This is a genomic window from Nocardioides sp. NPDC087217 (genome assembly GCF_044744805.1).
Classification (GTDB): Bacteria; Actinomycetota; Actinomycetes; order Propionibacteriales; family Nocardioidaceae; genus Nocardioides.
In genome coordinates, this window is record NZ_JBIUZB010000001.1 from 452,600 (window position 1) to 467,831 (window position 15,232).

Sequence of the window (15,232 nt, forward strand, 5' to 3'; positions counted from 1 at the left end):
GTTCACCCGGTCTTCAGGTCGAACCGATAGCCTTGGCCGTTATGAGCGAGATGACTGACGCGATGCGCCTCAAGGTCGGCACGATCTCCGACTCGGTCTCCTCGACCGTTCACGAGGCCCTTCCGAAGCTGCGCGGCTGGATCCATCTGGCCACCGCACCGCTCACGCTGGCGGCCGGCATCGTCCTCATCGTGCTGGCGCCCGCGGGAGCGCCACGGATCGGTGCGGCAGTGTTCACCATGGCCGCGCTCCTGCTCTTCACCGTCTCCGCGGTCTACCACCGGGTCAACGCTCTCGGTCGATGGAACGAGCGGTGGTTCACGATCATGAAGCGCTGGGACCACGCGAACATCATGCTGATGATCGCGGGCTCCTACACGCCCTTCTCGCTGCTGCTCCTCGATGGCGTCACCCAGGTCGTGCTGCTCTCAGTCGTGTGGACCGGTGCGATCCTCGGTGTGCTGTTCCGGGTCTTCTGGAACGACGCCCCGCGCTGGCTGTATGTCCCGAACTACATCGCGCTCGGCTGGGCGGCGATCTTCTTCATCCCGTCGTTCTTCACCGGCGCGGTGGCGCTCGGCGTCGGCATCGGCATCGCCACCTTCACGCTGATCTGTGTCGGCGGCGCGCTCTACACCGCCGGCGGCGTCATCTACGGCTTCAAGCGGCCCAACCCGTGGCCGCGCTGGTTCGGCTTCCACGAGGTCTTCCACACCTTCACCATCCTGGCCTTCGTCGCGCACTACACGGGCGTCTCGCTGGCGACGTACTCGCTGCGCTGAGCCTGATCCCGGGCGCGTGCCGTGGCCGCGTGCCGGGCGAGCACCGCGGTGAGGATGCCGGTGACGGCGAAGAGCGCGCCCAGCACCATCCAGCCACCGGTGCCGTGGTCGATCGCGGTGGCGGTCACCACCAGAGGCGCGAGCATGTGCGCCAGCGCGTAGCCCATCTGGCTCACGCCCTGGTAGGCACCGGCCCGCTGCTGGTCGGCGAGCTCGAAGGCCAGCCCCCAGCTGCCCGCCTCGCCACGCGTCTCGGCTGCCGAGGCGGCCAGCGCGGCGAGCAGCAACAGGCACGTGGCGAACACCGGCCCCGCATAGCCCGCCCCCGCGAAGAGCAGGCAGGCGGCGAGCAGCAGGAATCCGGCACCGCGCACGGCCCGACCCGCCGTGGCGATGTCGTGGGTGCCGCGCGAGGCCCGCACCTGGAAGAGCGCGACGTAGACGGTGTTCACCACCAGGAGGAGCGAGACCAGGACCGTCGGCGCGTCGGTGTGGTCGGCAACCCACAGCGGCACCCCGATCGAGGTCACCCCGAAGTGGATCGCCATCACTCCGCTGAGCACGGTCGCGGTCACATAGGTGCGGTCGCGCAGCGGTGAGGGGCCCGCGGCCACCGTCGGACCGGCGCCGGCGTCCATGCACCCGGCCAGGCCGGCGACCCGGCGCCTGAGCCCGATGAGCGGCACGGCCGCGAGCGTGGTGAGCACCCCGACGACCACCATCGTCGTGCGATAGGCAGTCCCGGTGTCGACCGCCAGCGCCAGTGCGGCGAGCAGGGTGCCCGCGCCGATCATCACGTTCATGACCACGCGGAGCCGGGCACGTACGGCGACCCGGTCGGGGCCGTCGAACCAGCGCGCGACCAGCGTGGACTGGGCACTCGACTGGAAGCCTCGCGAGGCCGAGACCCACGTCGCGACCAGCACGAACGCGGTCACGTCTCTGGCCAGCGCATAGGCGAGCAGGGCGATGCCGTAGCTCGCCATCGCCCACAGCTGCACCCGGTCGGCGCCCCACCGGTCGCTGAGCCGGCCACCTGCGTACGTCGCCACGACGCCGACGGCTCCGGCGACGGTCAGGCCGATGCCGACGGTCACCGCCGAGAGGCCTACCGTGCGGGTGAAGTAGAGCGCGCTGACCGCGAAGAACATGCCGCGGGCGAGCGAGAGGGCGGCGACCGCGCCGACGAGCGGGCGCTCGACCGGGTCGCTGGGGAGGCGGATCATGGGCCCAGTTGTCGCACCCCGCGCCCGCGCGCGCTAACGATGTAGCGTATTGCTTCATGATCAGGTACGAGCTGGCCGGTCCCGACCTGAGCGAGGTCCGGTTCGCCATCTCGCCGCTCAACGAGCTCACCCTCTCGTTGCGGGCGCTGCGCGACCCCGGCAGGTTCCCGCTCCACCTGCCCTGGCTCCGCGGTGTCGGCACCGCCGACCTGGATCGCGAGACCCTGCTGGCGCTGACCAACGATCGACTCTGGACGCCGGACTTCCTCAACCCGCGCCCGCGCAACCCGCTCGCCCGGCTCGAGGACGAGCTCGAGGTGATCGCGGCGACCCCGCCGGAGCGCGTAGGCGGCGACCTCGACGCGGTCCACTTCGACGGCGGACCGCCGCCGGTCCTGAGCGGACGGCCACCGGTGGTGTTGCGCCGCGTCCTCACCGCACTGCGCGGCTACTGGGACGCCTGCTTCGAACCGCACTGGCAGCGGATGCGAGCGGTGCTGGAGGCCGACATCGTCCATCGCGGCCGGACGATCGTCCACTCCGGCATGGCGTCGATGTTCGCCGGCATCTCGCCGCGAGTCACCCTCGCCGACGACCTCCTCACGATCCGGCTCACCACGTCGAAGGTCGACTATCGGCGTACGACCGCGGGCGACGGGCTCACCCTGGTGCCCACCCTGTTCACCCGCAACCCGTCGACGCCGATCTCGCCCGAGGAGCCGCCGGTCATGTTCTACCCGGCACGCGGCCTCGGCACGCTGTGGACCAGCGACCGGCCGCAGGCGCCGCGGGCGCTGCGCGACCTCATCGGCGAGACCCGCTCCGGGCTCCTCACCCTGCTGGCGGCTCCGGCCTCGTCGACCGAGCTGGCCGTACGCCTCGGGGTGACCCCCACGGCCGTCAACCAGCATCTGCGGGCGATGCGCGCCGCGGGCCTGCTGACGTCGGCCCGCCACGGTCGATCGGTGCTCTATCTCCGCTCCGACCTCGGCGACCGCCTGGTCGATGCCGTCAGGTGACGTCCAGACGAGGAAAGGGGCGCGCGGCCGGTCCGGCCACGCGCCCCTTCTCGTCTACGAGATCCTCACATGTGCAGCGGCTCGACGACGTTGTCGTCGCCGCCCTTACCGACCCGCGAGTTGCGGTAGCCGTAGAGGAAGTAGATGGCGAAGCCGATCGCCATCCAGACCAGGAACCGCAGCCAGGTCTCGACGCTCAGGTTGAGGGTCAGGTAGATGCAGATCAGCGCGGCCACGATCGGCAGCACCGGGTTGAACGGCACCTTGAAGGAGCGCGGCAGGTCCGGGCGACGCTTGCGCAGGATCGGCACGGCGATCGAGACCAGCGCGAACGCGGTCAGGGTGCCGATGTTGACCATCTCCTCGAGCTTGCCGATCGGCGTGAAGGTGGCCACGATCGCGACGAAGACGCCGACGGTGAGGGTGATCCGGACCGGGGTGCCGGTCTTCGGGTTGACGTGGGCGAACCTCACCGGGAACAGACCATCGCGGCTCATCGCGAAGATGACCCGGATGGCGCCGATCATCAGCGTCATCACGACGGTAGTCAGACCGGCGACGGCGCCCGCCGAGATCAGGGTCGCGAAGCCGCCGCGGCCGACGTCTCGGAACGCGGTGGCGAGCGCGGCCTCGGAATCGATCTCGTCGTACTTCACCATGCCGGTGATCACCAGGGCGACGGCGACGTAGAGGATCGTGCAGATCACCAGCGAGCCGATGATGCCGCGCGGCAGGTCGCGCTGGGGGTTGTTGGCCTCCTCCGCGGTCGTGGCGACCACGTCGAAGCCGATGTAGGCGAAGAAGACGACCGACGCTGCGGAGATGATGCCGAGGACACCGAAGGTCTGCGGCTCGAGGCCGAAGGCCCACTGGATCAGCGGCTGGTGGATGCCCTCACCGCTGACGGAACCGGCACGGTCGGGGATGAACGGGTCGTAGTTGGAGCCGGTGATGTAGAACATGCCGGCGACGATGACGAACAGGACGATGAACAGCTTGACCGCGACCAGCACGAGGTTGACCCGCAGCGACTCCTTGATACCGATCGCGATCAGGCCCACCAGGACGATCACGAGCAGCAGGGCGGCCAGGTTGGGCTGACCCCAGTCGGCGCTGGCGTCGGGCCCGTAGCCCTTGGGCCAGCCGAGGCCGATCTCCTCGAGGAACGTCACCAGGTAGCTGCTCCAGCCCTGCGCGACCACGGACGCACCGAGCACCATCTCCAGGATCAGGTCCCAGCCGATGATCCAGGCGAGCATCTCGCCGAGGGTGGCGTAGGAGAAGGTGTACGCCGACCCCGACACCGGCACCGTCGAGGCGAACTCGGCGTAGCACAGCGCCGCCAGGCCGCAGCAGATCGCGGCGATGACGAAGGAGAAGACCACACCCGGTCCGGCGTACTCGGCCGCGGCTCTACCGGTCAGCGTGAAGATTCCCGCTCCGATGATGACGCCGATCCCGAAGACGGTCAGGTCAACCGAAGTGAGTCGCCTTTTGAGCTTGAACTCCGGGGTCTCGGCATCGGCAAGGGATTGCTCGATGGATTTGGTGCGCCAAACAGACATGAGGGATAGGAAACCATCTCGGCTGATGGACGGGAAAGGTCGGGGGTGTAATCCGTCACATCTCGCACCGGAAGCTGCTCGCCTCCGAGGCGGGTCCTCCGACGTACGCGGGCCAGGCCGGCCATTCGCACAACGGCCGGGTTCGGGCGGCTCCGGCGTTGCCGTCGGCGACCACCTGGTTCTGCCCGGGAGCGACGCCCCGCTCGGCCCACTTCTCCAGGGTCGTGAGCGAGTCGTAGGAGGCGGAGAAGGCGACCGGGGCGAAGTTGGCGTGGTTGGCTCCGGGAACCAGATAGAACCGGGAGAACCCCTCGGTCGCCCGCTTGCCCATCACCCGCTGGACGCGCTGGTAGTAGTCGATCGTGGAGCGGTGGCTGACCAGCTCGTCGGCGGCACCGTGGACCAGGATCAGCCTGCCTCCGGACCGGGCGAACGGGCGCAGGTCGGCGTCGTTGACGTCCTGGAGCGCGGTCAGCTCGCTGATCCGGCCCTGCCACTCCCCCGGGTCGGCCGGGTCGATCGCGAACGGGCTGATCTGCGGGTCGCGAGCCACGAAGTACTTGGCCCACTGGTTCCAGAACTGCATGCCGTAGCCGGCGGTCACCGGCATCGGGTCGGCCGGCGCGGCAGTGCCGAAGCCGAGGACCGGCGTCGACATGCGTGCCCCGGACAGCAGCGGGAACCCGGGATAGCCCCACTCCCCGCTCGCCACGCGGTAGGGCAGCCGCCAGCTGCTGTCGGCCGCCACCACCGCATCCACCTGCTCACGCGAGAGGCAGGTGTCCCCCGGCGTCTCGCCGTCGCCGCACAACAGCGTCTCCGGGTCGAAGTCGCAGCCGGCCTCGTCGGAGATCACCCCGTCCGTGACCCCGTCGCCGCCGTCGCAGGCGGCCAGGACCCGCTGTGCGACGAGGTCCTGCTGCGCCTTCGACGGGAACGCGCCGGGCTTGCCGAACTCGTGGGTGATCCGGCCGAAGAAGAGGTCGAGGGTGGCGGCGTTCCAGGCCGGGTACGCGGAGATCACCCCGTCGAAGTCGCGCGGCCAGCGCTGCGCGACCGCCAGGGCCTCCCGGCCACCGGTCGAGCCGCCGGCGAAGTAGGCCGTGCCGGGCGCCCGACCGAAGGCCTTCGAGATCACGTACGTGGCGGTGTCATGCACCTTCTTGAGCGCGTCACCCGAGAAGTTGCGCACGGCCTCGTCGTTCTGGCCGAACCAGCCGTCCAGGCTGGCGATCGGGTGGCGGCTGGTGTCGGCCTGATGGCCGGAGTCGCTCGCGTAGGTGGCGTAGCCGCGGCCGAGCGGGGTGCGCTGGTCGACCGGCCCGAAGGGCACGTTCTGGGCGAGATTGGGGACGGTGCCGTTGTAGCCGCCACCGCCGAACATCATCGTCTTCCCGTTCCACCCCTGGGGAAGGGCCAGGCCCATCCGGATGTCCGGGGCGGCGGGGTCGACCGGGTGGATCGCGATGTCGGCGCGGCAGTAGGCCGGGAGCGCGGTCGGCCCGGTCCCGGAGGCCGACATCGACGTCGTCGCGGTGACCTCGGCACCGGTGGTCGGCAGGCCGATGCGGTGGGCGGGGATCTTCAGCCCGACCAGCGACGAGCAGTCGGCGGTGCCCGTCGACGGCGCGGCGCTCGCGGGCACCTGGCCGACGACCAGGGCCGCGGCGGCGAGGGCGAGCGATGAGCCGACGGTCAGGAATCTGCGTACGTGGGTGGGGGCCATTGCTCAAGGATCGCGACGCGGTGTGACCTGCGCCATGTGGCCGCCGCACACAACTCCGGTGCGCGAGATGTGGCCAGTCGGGAGCCGAGCGTCGAAGAGCCGGCATAGGGAAGAGTCACACAATGACCGGGCTCAGTGTGTCCCGAACCCCTATGGCGTACGTCTCACCACTTCCCTAGCGTCGCCCCTGTGACGAGCACCACACCGACCCCGAGGTGCGCACTACGGACCGAGGGTCTCACCAAGGACTTCCGCGGCTTCCGCGCGGTCAGCTCCGTCGACCTGGAGGTCGCCGGGGGCACCGTACACGCGCTCGTCGGCCCCAACGGCGCCGGCAAGACGACTCTCTTCAACCTGCTGACCGGGTTCCTCAAGCCCACCGGCGGACGGATCACGGTCTTCGATGACGACGTCACCGGGATGGCGCCGGAGCGGATCACCCGCCACGGGGTGGCCCGCTCCTTCCAGATCACCAGCCTCTTCGAGAACCTCACCCCGCGCGAGCACGTCGAGATCGCGCTCCAGGGGCTGACCAACCAGGGGCTGAAGTTCTGGCGCTCCGAGAAGCTGCTCGGGCGCCGCCGCGACGAGGTCGACCGGCTGCTGGCCGAGGTCGGCCTCACCGAGCTGGCCGACAAGCCGACCGGGCTGATGGCGTACGGACAGAAGCGGGCGCTCGAGCTCGCCCTCGTCCTCGCTGTCGAGCCCCGGCTGCTGCTGCTCGACGAGCCGACGGCGGGGATGGGCATCGAGGACGTGGACCGCACCATCGAGCTCGTCCGGCGCATCGCCGAGGGCCGCACGGTCGTCTTCGTCGACCACAACATGCACGTCGTCGCCCACCTCGCCGACCGGGTCACCGTCCTGCAGCAGGGCTCGGTACTCGCCGAAGGTCCCTACGACCAGGTCCGCGCGGATCCGCGGGTCATCACCGCCTACCTCGGAGAGGCTCACCGTGCTTGAGATAGAGAACCTGAGCGCCTGGTACGGCGAGGCGCAGGCACTGCGCGAGGCCACCCTGAGCGTGGCCGAGGGCGAGGTCGTCACCCTCGTCGGCCGCAACGGCGCCGGCAAGACCACGCTCGTCCGCTGCCTGATGGGCCTGCACAAGCACCTGACCGGATCGATCCGGCTCGACGGCCGCGAGATCACCTCGCTGCCCGCGCACAAGCGGGCCCGCGCCGGGCTCGGCTGGGTGCAGGACGATCGCGGCATCTTCGCCAACCTGAGCGTGGAGGAGAACCTCCTGCTGCCGCCCAAGGTCTCCGAGTCGGCGTGGACGCTGGAGCAGGTCTACGACGCCTTCCCGGCTCTCGGCAGCCGTCGGCGAGCGGGTGGGACGACGCTCTCGGGCGGTGAGCAGCAGATGCTCGCCGTTGCCCGGGTGCTCCGCACCGGCGCCCGCCTGCTGCTGCTCGACGAGCCCTCCGAAGGGCTCGCCCCCGTCATCGTCGCCCAGATCGGCGACATCGTGCGGACCGCGAAGCAGTCCGGGATCGGCGTGCTCCTGATCGAGCAGAACGTACGTTTCGCCGCCACCGTCGCCGACCGCCACTACCTGCTCGCCCAGGGCCGCCTGGTCGAGAGCCTCGACAACGACGAGTTCGTCGAACGTCAGGACGAGCTACTCGAACACCTCGGGATCTGACGTACGTCCCAGAGATCGAGCACAGCCCTACCCCACGAGGAGAGACACGATGAACAAGCGACGCACAGCTGCCGGCGCTTCGATACTGATGGCAGGTGTCCTGGCCACCGCAGGCTGCGGTGCCGGCGGGCCGAGCGCGAGCGGAGGCGACTTCACCGACGACAAGGTGGTCCTCGCCCTGCTCAACGACGCCTCCGGCGTCTACAAGGACGTCTCCGGCCCCAACTCGAAGATCGCGATCCAGATGGCGATCGACGACTACCAGGAGAAGTACGGCGAGGACGCCGTCGTCGACGACATCGAGGTGACCTCGGCCGATCACCAGAACGAGCCGGACATCGCCAACACCAAGGCCCAGGAGCTCTACGACCGCGAGGGCGCCGACGTGATCCTCGACGTGCCGACCTCCTCGGCGGCGCTGGCCGTCGCCACGCAGGCGAAGAACAAGAAGAAGCTCTACATGAACGTCGGTGCGGCCACGACCGAGCTGACCGGCGCACAGTGCAACAAGTACACCTTCCACTACGCCTACGACACCTGGATGCTGGCCAACGGCACCGGCACCGTCGTCACCGAGGAAGGCGGCAAGAACTGGCAGCTGATCTACCCCGACTACGCCTTCGGCCAGGACATGGTGAAGTCCTTCACCGGCGCCATCGAGGCCGGCGGCGGGAAGGTGGCGGGCACGATCGCGACGCCGTTCCCGAACGACAACTTCGCGACGTACATCACCAAGGCGGGAGCCGCGAAACCGCAGGTCATCGGCACCATGCACGCCGGCGGCGACCTGATCAACCTGGTCAAGCAGTACAACGAGTCCGGGCTCAAGGACCAGGGCATCGACCTGGCGGTCGGGCTGATGTTCATCTCCGACATCCACTCGCTCGGCGTCGAGGCGTTCGAGGGCACGATCTTCACCGACGCCTGGTACTGGAACCTCGACGAGAAGTCGCGGGAGTGGGCCGACCGCTTCATGGAGGAGACCGGCGACCGGCCGACGTACGCCCATGCGGGCAACTACTCCGCGGCTCTGCAGTATCTCGAGGCGGTCCAGGCGGCCGGCACCGACGACGCCGACAAGGTCGTCGCGGAGCTCGAGGGCAAGAAGGTCGAAGACATGTTCCTGCGCAACGGTGAGATCCGTGCCGAGGACCACCGGGTCATCCACGACGTCTACCTGGCTCGGGTCAAGGGCCCGGACGACGTCAAGGAGGACTGGGACTACGAGGAGATCATCAAGACCATCCCGGCCGAGGAGGCGTTCCGGCCGGCGGCCGAGTCCGGCTGCTCGATGTAGGTGCGAGGTCTAGAGGGATTGGTATGAACGCGGTTCTGCAGTACACCGTCCAAGGGCTCGCGGCCGGCAGCTTCTACGCGCTGGCCGCGCTCGGCCTGGCGGTCATCTTCGGGGTGCTGGGCGTGGTCAACTTCGCCCACGGCGCCTTCTACATGCTGGGAGCGGTCGCCGCCGCGGTGCTCCTGGACACCGTCGGGATGAGCCTGTGGCTGGCGCTGATCGTGGTGCCGCTGCTGATGCTGGTCTTCGGGATGCTGGTCGAGCGGCTGCTGGTGCAGTGGCTGCTGCCGCTCGACCCGCTCTACAACCTGCTGCTCACCTTCGGTCTGACCCTGCTGCTGGTCGACCTGGTCAAGCGCCGCTACGGGGTCTCGGGCCTGCCCTACGAGCGCCCCGAAGCGCTGACCGGGCGAGTGCAGGTGGGTGGCGTCGGGCTGCCGGTCTACCAGCTCTTCGTGATCGGTGTCGCGCTGCTCGTCTGCCTCGGCGTCTGGCTGCTGATGACGCGTACGCGGGTGGGCATGATCGTCCGGGCCGCGACCGAGCGGCCCGAGCTCGCCGGCGCGCTCGGGATCAACGTCGGGCGCTGGGTGACGCCGGTCTTCGGCTTCGGGGTCGCGCTCGCCGGTCTGGCCGGGGTGCTGGCCGCGCCGTTCCGGGCGATCACCGCCGAGATGGGCAGCGACTTCATCATCATCCTGTTCGCGGTCGTGGTGATCGGTGGGCTCGGCTCGATCGTGGGCGCCGTCGTCGGCGGCTTCCTGGTCGGGCTCGTCGAGGCCTTCGGGCAGGCGTACGCACCGACGTTCGCGCAGGTGCTCATCTTCGTGCTGATGGCTGTGGTGGTCCTGGCCCGGCCGGCCGGGCTCTTCGGCCGAGAGGAGGCGACGGCATGACGTCCATCGCGACAGCCGGTGCGAGCGTCACCGAGCAGCATGCGGCGATCGCCGGGGCGCGGCCGTGGCAGCGGCTGGTCCTGCTGGGGATCGGTCTGGTCGTCGCCCTCGGGCTCCCCTGGTTCGTCTACCCGCCGGTGGCGATGGACATCGCCGCGTGGGCGCTCTTCGCGGTGGCCCTCGACCTGCTGCTGGGCTACTGCGGGCTGCTCTCGTTCGGCCACGCCGCGTTCTGGGGCGGGTCCGCCTACGCCACCGGACTGATCGCGATCCACCTCGGTGTGCCGTTCCCCGTGGCGGTCCTCGGTGGGGCGCTCTTCGCGATGGTCCTGGCGGTACCGATCGGCTATCTGTCGGTGAAGCGGTCCGGGATCTACTTCGCGATGGTCACCCTCGCCTTCGCGCAGATGCTCTTCTTCATCGCCAACCAGGCCTCCTCGCTCACCGGCGGCGAGAACGGGCTCCAGGGCGTGCCCCGCTCGTTCTTCGGGATCGAGGCCGTCGAGACCGACGCGTTCTTCTTCTACTACGCCGCGCTGCCGATCATCCTGCTCGGGATGTGGGCCGCCTGGCGGATCGTCCACTCCCCCTTCGGGCGGGTGCTGGTCGCGATCCGTGACAACGCACCGCGGGCCCGGGCGCTGGGTTACGACGTCGAGCGCTACAAGCTGATCGTCTTCGTGCTCTCGGCCGGTCTCTCCGGGCTCGCCGGCGGCGTCTTCGCCGTCTCTCACGGCTTCGTGGCGCTGCCCGAGCTGCACTGGGCCACCTCGGGCGAGGTCGTCCTGATGACGGTGCTCGGCGGGATCGGGACCCTGTGGGGCGGCGTCATCGGCGCCGGCCTGATCGTGATGCTCGCCGACTACCTGGCCTCGTCCGGGTTCGACGGGATCGGGATCGTCACCGGCGCCGTATTCGTGACCGTGGTGCTGCTCTTCCGTCGCGGGATCTGGGGCACCGCCCGTCATCTCTGGCTGACCCGGCGCCGCTAGCCGACCAGCTGATGGAGCCGGAGCGCCAGCTGCACCTCGAGCTGGCGCTCCGGCTCCTGCCAGCCCTTGCCCAGCAGCCGGGTGACCCGCTCCAGGCGCTGGGTGACGGTGTTGACGTGCACGTGCAGCGCACCCGCGGTGCGGGTGAGGTTGCGGTCGGCGGCGAAGTAGGCCCGCAGGGTCTCCACCAGCTTCGACCCCTTCGCGGTGTCGTAGTCGATCACCGGACCCAGCCGCGAGGTGACGTACGCCGCCGGGTGGCCGTCGGAGCCGAGCAGCAGCCCCACGAAGCCGAGGTCCTCGGCGGTGACCACCTGGCCCTCACGCCCCAGCGTCATCGCGGCCGCCAGACAGCGGCGAGCCTCGTCGTAGCCCTTCACCACGGCGTCGGGACTGCTCAGCGGTCCTGGCACCGGGCCGGCGGCGCCGACCGTCACCGGGGCGCCCGCGGACAGCCGCAGCCCCTCGACGACCAGCTCGCCGGCGGCACGGGCGTCGCAGTCGGGGAAGATCAGCACGACCTGCCCCTGGCGCACGGCCGCGAACCCGTCGTGGGTGGCGGCGACGAACGTCGCCGCCTGGCCGACCCGGGCCCGGTCGCCGGGCACGTTCGCCACCACCACGGCATAGGACCGGGACAGATCCGCCTGCAGCAGCCGGCCACGCTCGCGCAGCGTCTCCGGATCCGGGGTGGTGCCGGAGAGGAGCTCGTCGAGGAGCTCGCCGCGTACGCGTCCCTCGGCCTCGGCGACGCTGCGACGGAAGAGCAGCAGCAGCGCCGTCACCAGCGCCGCGCGCTCCAGGATCCGCTGGTCGCCGTCGTCCAGGTCCCCGTCCTCGCGGTCGACCTCGCGCGGGCCGAGGAGCATCGAGCCGAGCTGCTCGGCGCCGGCGAGCACCGGGGTGGCGTAGATGTCGCCGCTGCCGGCGGTACGGCTCAGGTCGAGGCTGCGCCTGGTCACGGCGGCCTCGTAGTCGGAGACGGGCTGGTCCGGGGCGCTGCTCGCGATGGTCTCGCCGCTCAGGTCCAGCACCACCACCCGGGCGCCGAGGACCTCGGCGACGCTGCGTACGACGTCGTCGACGCCGCCGCCCTCGACGACGATCCGGGTGAGCCGGTCGTGGGCGTCCGCGGCGCGCTCGACCGCCTCGTTGCGTGCCTGCAGCTTGCGGGTCGTGACCTCGAGCTCGGCGACCGCGGCACGGGTCTCCTCCAGCAGCCGAGCCTTGTCCACGGCGATCGCTGCGTGGGCCGCCAGGGAGACGAGCAGCGCGCTCGCCTCCGCACCGAAGGGACGTACGGTGCGGTTGGCGGCGAAGAGGACGCCGATGACCTGGGTGCCGAGCAGGAGGGGTACGCCGATGATCGCGCGGATGCCCTCGCCGCTGACCGCGCCATCGATGTCGGGGGCGTGCCGGAACCTCTCGTCGGGGATGTAGTCGGCTGTCGAGTAGGGCTTCATGGTCTGGGCGACGAGGCCGCCGAGCCCGATGCCGTAAGGGATCCGGGTCGAGCGGAAGGCCGCGGTCAGGATGCCCTCGGTCACCCGCATGTACTCACCACGACGCTCGTCGTTGAGGGTCAGATAGGCGACGTCGCTGTTGAGCAGCTGCCTCGCCCGGGTCACGATCGCCTGCAGCACCGCCTCCAGGTTGGTCAGCATCGCCAGGTCGTTGGCCGACTCGAACAGCGCCCCCAGCTCGCCCTCGCGCCGGCGGCGCGCCTCCAGGGTGGCCCTGACCTGCAGCGCGAGCCTCTTGGCGTAGTCGATCCGCTCCTGCTCCCCGGCGGTCGCGCCCGCCGCTCGCGCGGCCTGCGACGGTCCCTCGAAGTCGGCCTCCGCGGCATCCCCGGCCAGCAGCTCCAGGAACGCGACCACATCGACCGTCATGTGACCGAAGTTACACTTCTACGCGCCCACCGACATAGGGGATCACCACATAGTTGCCCGGGATCAGGTATGGGTCTTCGCCAGGTCGTCCACCGTGGTGACCGGGCGCTCGCAGACGAACCCCCGACAGACGTACGCCGCCGCCCTCCCGTCCACGGGAGTGCGGCTGCTCAGCAGCGGGATGTCGTCGCGCGCCTCGTCGGCGACGACCACCACCGCACCCGGCTTGCGCCGGGCCGCGGCCTCGAGAGCGTCGCGGTCGGGTCCAGGCGGTCCGACGACCGCGATCTCGAGCGGACCGTCAGCCATCGTCGCCGCGGCCGCCAGCGACCAGCCCGCGAACCGGGGCGCCTTGGCCATCAGGTTGCTCGTGGCGGCGAGCGCCTCCTCGGCGGCAGCGCGGTAGCGGCCCTCTCCGGTGATCGCATGGGCGCTGACGAGCGCATGGACCATCGCGCTGGTGCCGCTGGGGCTGGCGTTGTCGGAGGGGTCCCTGGGCCGGGTGACCAGCGCCTCCGCGTCGTCGGCGGTGTCGTAGAAGCCGCCGTCCTCCGCGCGGAAGTGGCTCAGTGCGGTGTCGAGCAGTGCCGTCGCCCGGTCGAGCCAGGTGCTGTCACCGGTCGCCTGGGTCAGCGCCAGGAATCCCGACGCGACGCAGCCGTAGTCCTCCAGCACTCCCGCGTGGGCGCCGGCCACGCCGTCGCGGCTGACGCGGAGCAGGCGGACCGACGCTTCGCTGGTCGAGCCGCCGGAGCCGCTAGGCGGAGGCGTGTCGAGACCAACACAGTGCGTTCGCCACAGCAGCTCCGCGGCTGTGACCGCGGCGTCCACGTAGCGCCGCTCCCCCAGCAGCAGTCCGGCGTCGACCAGACCGCTGATCGCCAGCCCGTTCCAGGCCGCGACGACCTTGTCGTCGCGGGCCGGGCGTACCCGCTCCGCGCGCGCCGCCAGCAGCCGCGCCTTGACCGACTCGAGCCGCTCGGTGTCCTCGGGCCGGTGCCGCAGCTGCAGGGTCGAGGCTCCTTCCTCGAAGGTGCCGGCCTCGGTCACCTCGAAGACCTCGGCGGCCCAGGCTCCGTCGTCGGCACCGAGGACGTCGACGAGCTCGCCCGGGGTCCAGACGTAGAACTTCCCCTCGACCCCCTCGCTGTCGGCGTCGAGCGCGGAGGCGAACCCGCCCTCGGCGGTGCCGAGCTCGCGGATCATCCAGTCGGCGCTCTCCCGCGCGACCCGGTCGCCGAGCTCGGTGCCGAGGCGGGCGAAGAGGCCGATCAGCTGGGCGTTGTCATAGAGCATCTTCTCGAAGTGCGGAACGACCCAGCCGCGGTCGACGGCATAGCGGGCGAACCCACCCCCGATCTGGTCGTAGATCCCGCCACCGGCCATCGCGGCCACGGTCCGCGAGAGCATGTGCGAGACCCGCGAGTCCGCCCCGGGCGCCCCGGCTGCTCGCCGCAGGAACTCCAGCACCATCGACGGCGGGAACTTCGGAGCACCCCCGAACCCGCCCGCCATCGGGTCGAACTCCCCCGCCAGCGTCTCGACCGCGGCATCCACGTCGACCTGCCGGCTGCCCGCGGACCCGGCCGCCCCGGAGATGTTGGCCAGGTGCTGACGTACGTTCTCCGCCACCGCCCCGATCTCCGAGCGGCGCTGCGTCCACGCCTCCGAGAGCGCCTGCAGCACCTGCGTGAACGCCGGCTGCCCATGGCGCGGCATGTCCGGGAAGTACGTGCCGGCGAAGAACGGGTTGCCGTCGTGGTCGAGCACCACCGTCATCGGCCACCCACCCGACCCGGTCATCGCCGTCGTCGCCGCCATGTAGACCGCGTCCACATCCGGCCGTTCCTCCCGGTCGACCTTGATGTTGACGAAGTGCTCGTTCATGTACGCCGCCGTCGTGGCGTCCTCGAACGACTCGTGAGCCATCACGTGACACCAGTGGCAGGCGGCATAGCCGACCGAGAGAAGCACAGGAACCTCCCGCCGCTGCGCCTCCGCGAACGCGTCAGGCCCCCACTCCCACCAGTCCACCGGGTTCTCGGCGTGCTGGAGCAGGTACGGCGAGGTCGCGGACGCGAGTCGGTTAGCCACACCCCCAGCCTTGCACGTACGGGAACAAGTATCGGGCGGTGTCGTCTTCTCACCAATTGCGTCGCGACCGCACACACGGGCACGGTCGCGACGCG

Annotated in this window: 12 protein-coding genes; 7 read left to right on the top strand and 5 right to left on the bottom strand. The window is 70.3% G+C overall.

Features of this window, described 5'->3' with window-relative positions; all coding sequences use genetic code 11:
- Positions 1-41 precede the first annotated feature (41 nt).
- Entirely contained in the window at positions 42-782 is a 741-nt protein-coding gene (locus tag ACIO3S_RS02425; protein ID WP_400458971.1) for a hemolysin III family protein, read from the top strand.
- Here the strand turns inward: ACIO3S_RS02425 and ACIO3S_RS02430 are convergent.
- Complete coding sequence (locus tag ACIO3S_RS02430) at positions 743-2,008, bottom strand: MFS transporter (protein ID WP_400458973.1); 1,266 nt, start codon at positions 2,006-2,008, stop codon at positions 743-745. The two genes, ACIO3S_RS02425 and ACIO3S_RS02430, sit on opposite strands and share 40 nt — an antisense overlap.
- Before the next feature lie 56 nt (positions 2,009-2,064).
- On the opposite strand from ACIO3S_RS02430, the gene ACIO3S_RS02435 reads away from it, so the two are divergent.
- A complete protein-coding gene (locus ACIO3S_RS02435) occupies positions 2,065-3,027 on the top strand; it encodes a DUF5937 family protein (RefSeq protein ID WP_400458975.1) in 963 nt (320 codons plus the stop codon).
- 65 nt (positions 3,028-3,092) lie between these two features.
- Here ACIO3S_RS02435 and ACIO3S_RS02440 read toward each other — a convergent pair whose 3' ends face one another.
- Together ACIO3S_RS02440 and ACIO3S_RS02445 are read right to left on the bottom strand one after the other, a co-directional pair.
- Positions 3,093-4,592: an amino acid permease gene (locus ACIO3S_RS02440; RefSeq protein WP_400458977.1), complete on the bottom strand. Its 1,500-nt coding sequence runs from the start codon at positions 4,590-4,592 to the stop codon at positions 3,093-3,095.
- Between the two features lie 55 nt (positions 4,593-4,647).
- Complete coding sequence (locus ACIO3S_RS02445; RefSeq protein WP_400458979.1) at positions 4,648-6,318, bottom strand: tannase/feruloyl esterase family alpha/beta hydrolase; 1,671 nt, start codon at positions 6,316-6,318, stop codon at positions 4,648-4,650.
- Between the two features lie 189 nt (positions 6,319-6,507).
- Between ACIO3S_RS02445 and ACIO3S_RS02450 the strand changes: the two genes are divergently transcribed.
- Genes ACIO3S_RS02450 through ACIO3S_RS02470 form a run of 5 tightly spaced genes read left to right on the top strand, consistent with a single transcriptional unit; the run spans position 6,508 to position 11,151 of the window.
- Positions 6,508-7,281 carry an ABC transporter ATP-binding protein gene (locus ACIO3S_RS02450; RefSeq protein ID WP_400458981.1) on the top strand — a complete coding sequence of 258 codons (774 nt, stop codon included), beginning with the start codon at positions 6,508-6,510 and terminating at the stop codon, positions 7,279-7,281.
- Positions 7,274-7,966: an ABC transporter ATP-binding protein gene (locus ACIO3S_RS02455; protein ID WP_160024910.1), complete on the top strand. Its 693-nt coding sequence runs from the start codon at positions 7,274-7,276 to the stop codon at positions 7,964-7,966. Before ACIO3S_RS02450 ends, ACIO3S_RS02455 begins: the two co-directional genes overlap by 8 nt.
- 49 nt (positions 7,967-8,015) lie before the next feature.
- A complete protein-coding gene (locus ACIO3S_RS02460; protein ID WP_400458983.1) occupies positions 8,016-9,263 on the top strand; it encodes an ABC transporter substrate-binding protein in 1,248 nt (415 codons plus the stop codon).
- 23 nt (positions 9,264-9,286) lie between these two features.
- Positions 9,287-10,159 carry a branched-chain amino acid ABC transporter permease gene (locus ACIO3S_RS02465; protein WP_160024912.1) on the top strand — a complete coding sequence of 291 codons (873 nt, stop codon included), beginning with the start codon at positions 9,287-9,289 and terminating at the stop codon, positions 10,157-10,159.
- Complete coding sequence (locus ACIO3S_RS02470; protein WP_400458986.1) at positions 10,156-11,151, top strand: branched-chain amino acid ABC transporter permease; 996 nt, start codon at positions 10,156-10,158, stop codon at positions 11,149-11,151. The genes ACIO3S_RS02465 and ACIO3S_RS02470 overlap by 4 nt, the downstream gene beginning before the upstream one ends.
- Here the strand turns inward: ACIO3S_RS02470 and ACIO3S_RS02475 are convergent.
- Together ACIO3S_RS02475 and ACIO3S_RS02480 are read right to left on the bottom strand one after the other, a co-directional pair.
- Positions 11,148-13,043 (bottom strand): helix-turn-helix domain-containing protein, encoded by a 1,896-nt coding sequence (locus ACIO3S_RS02475; RefSeq protein ID WP_400458989.1) that lies wholly within the window; start codon positions 13,041-13,043, stop codon positions 11,148-11,150. The genes ACIO3S_RS02470 and ACIO3S_RS02475 overlap by 4 nt on opposite strands.
- A 63-nt stretch (positions 13,044-13,106) precedes the next feature.
- Positions 13,107-15,137, bottom strand: coding sequence for a thioredoxin domain-containing protein (locus tag ACIO3S_RS02480; RefSeq protein WP_400458991.1), 2,031 nt, complete (start codon positions 15,135-15,137; stop codon positions 13,107-13,109).
- Between the last annotated feature and the right edge of the window lie 95 nt (positions 15,138-15,232).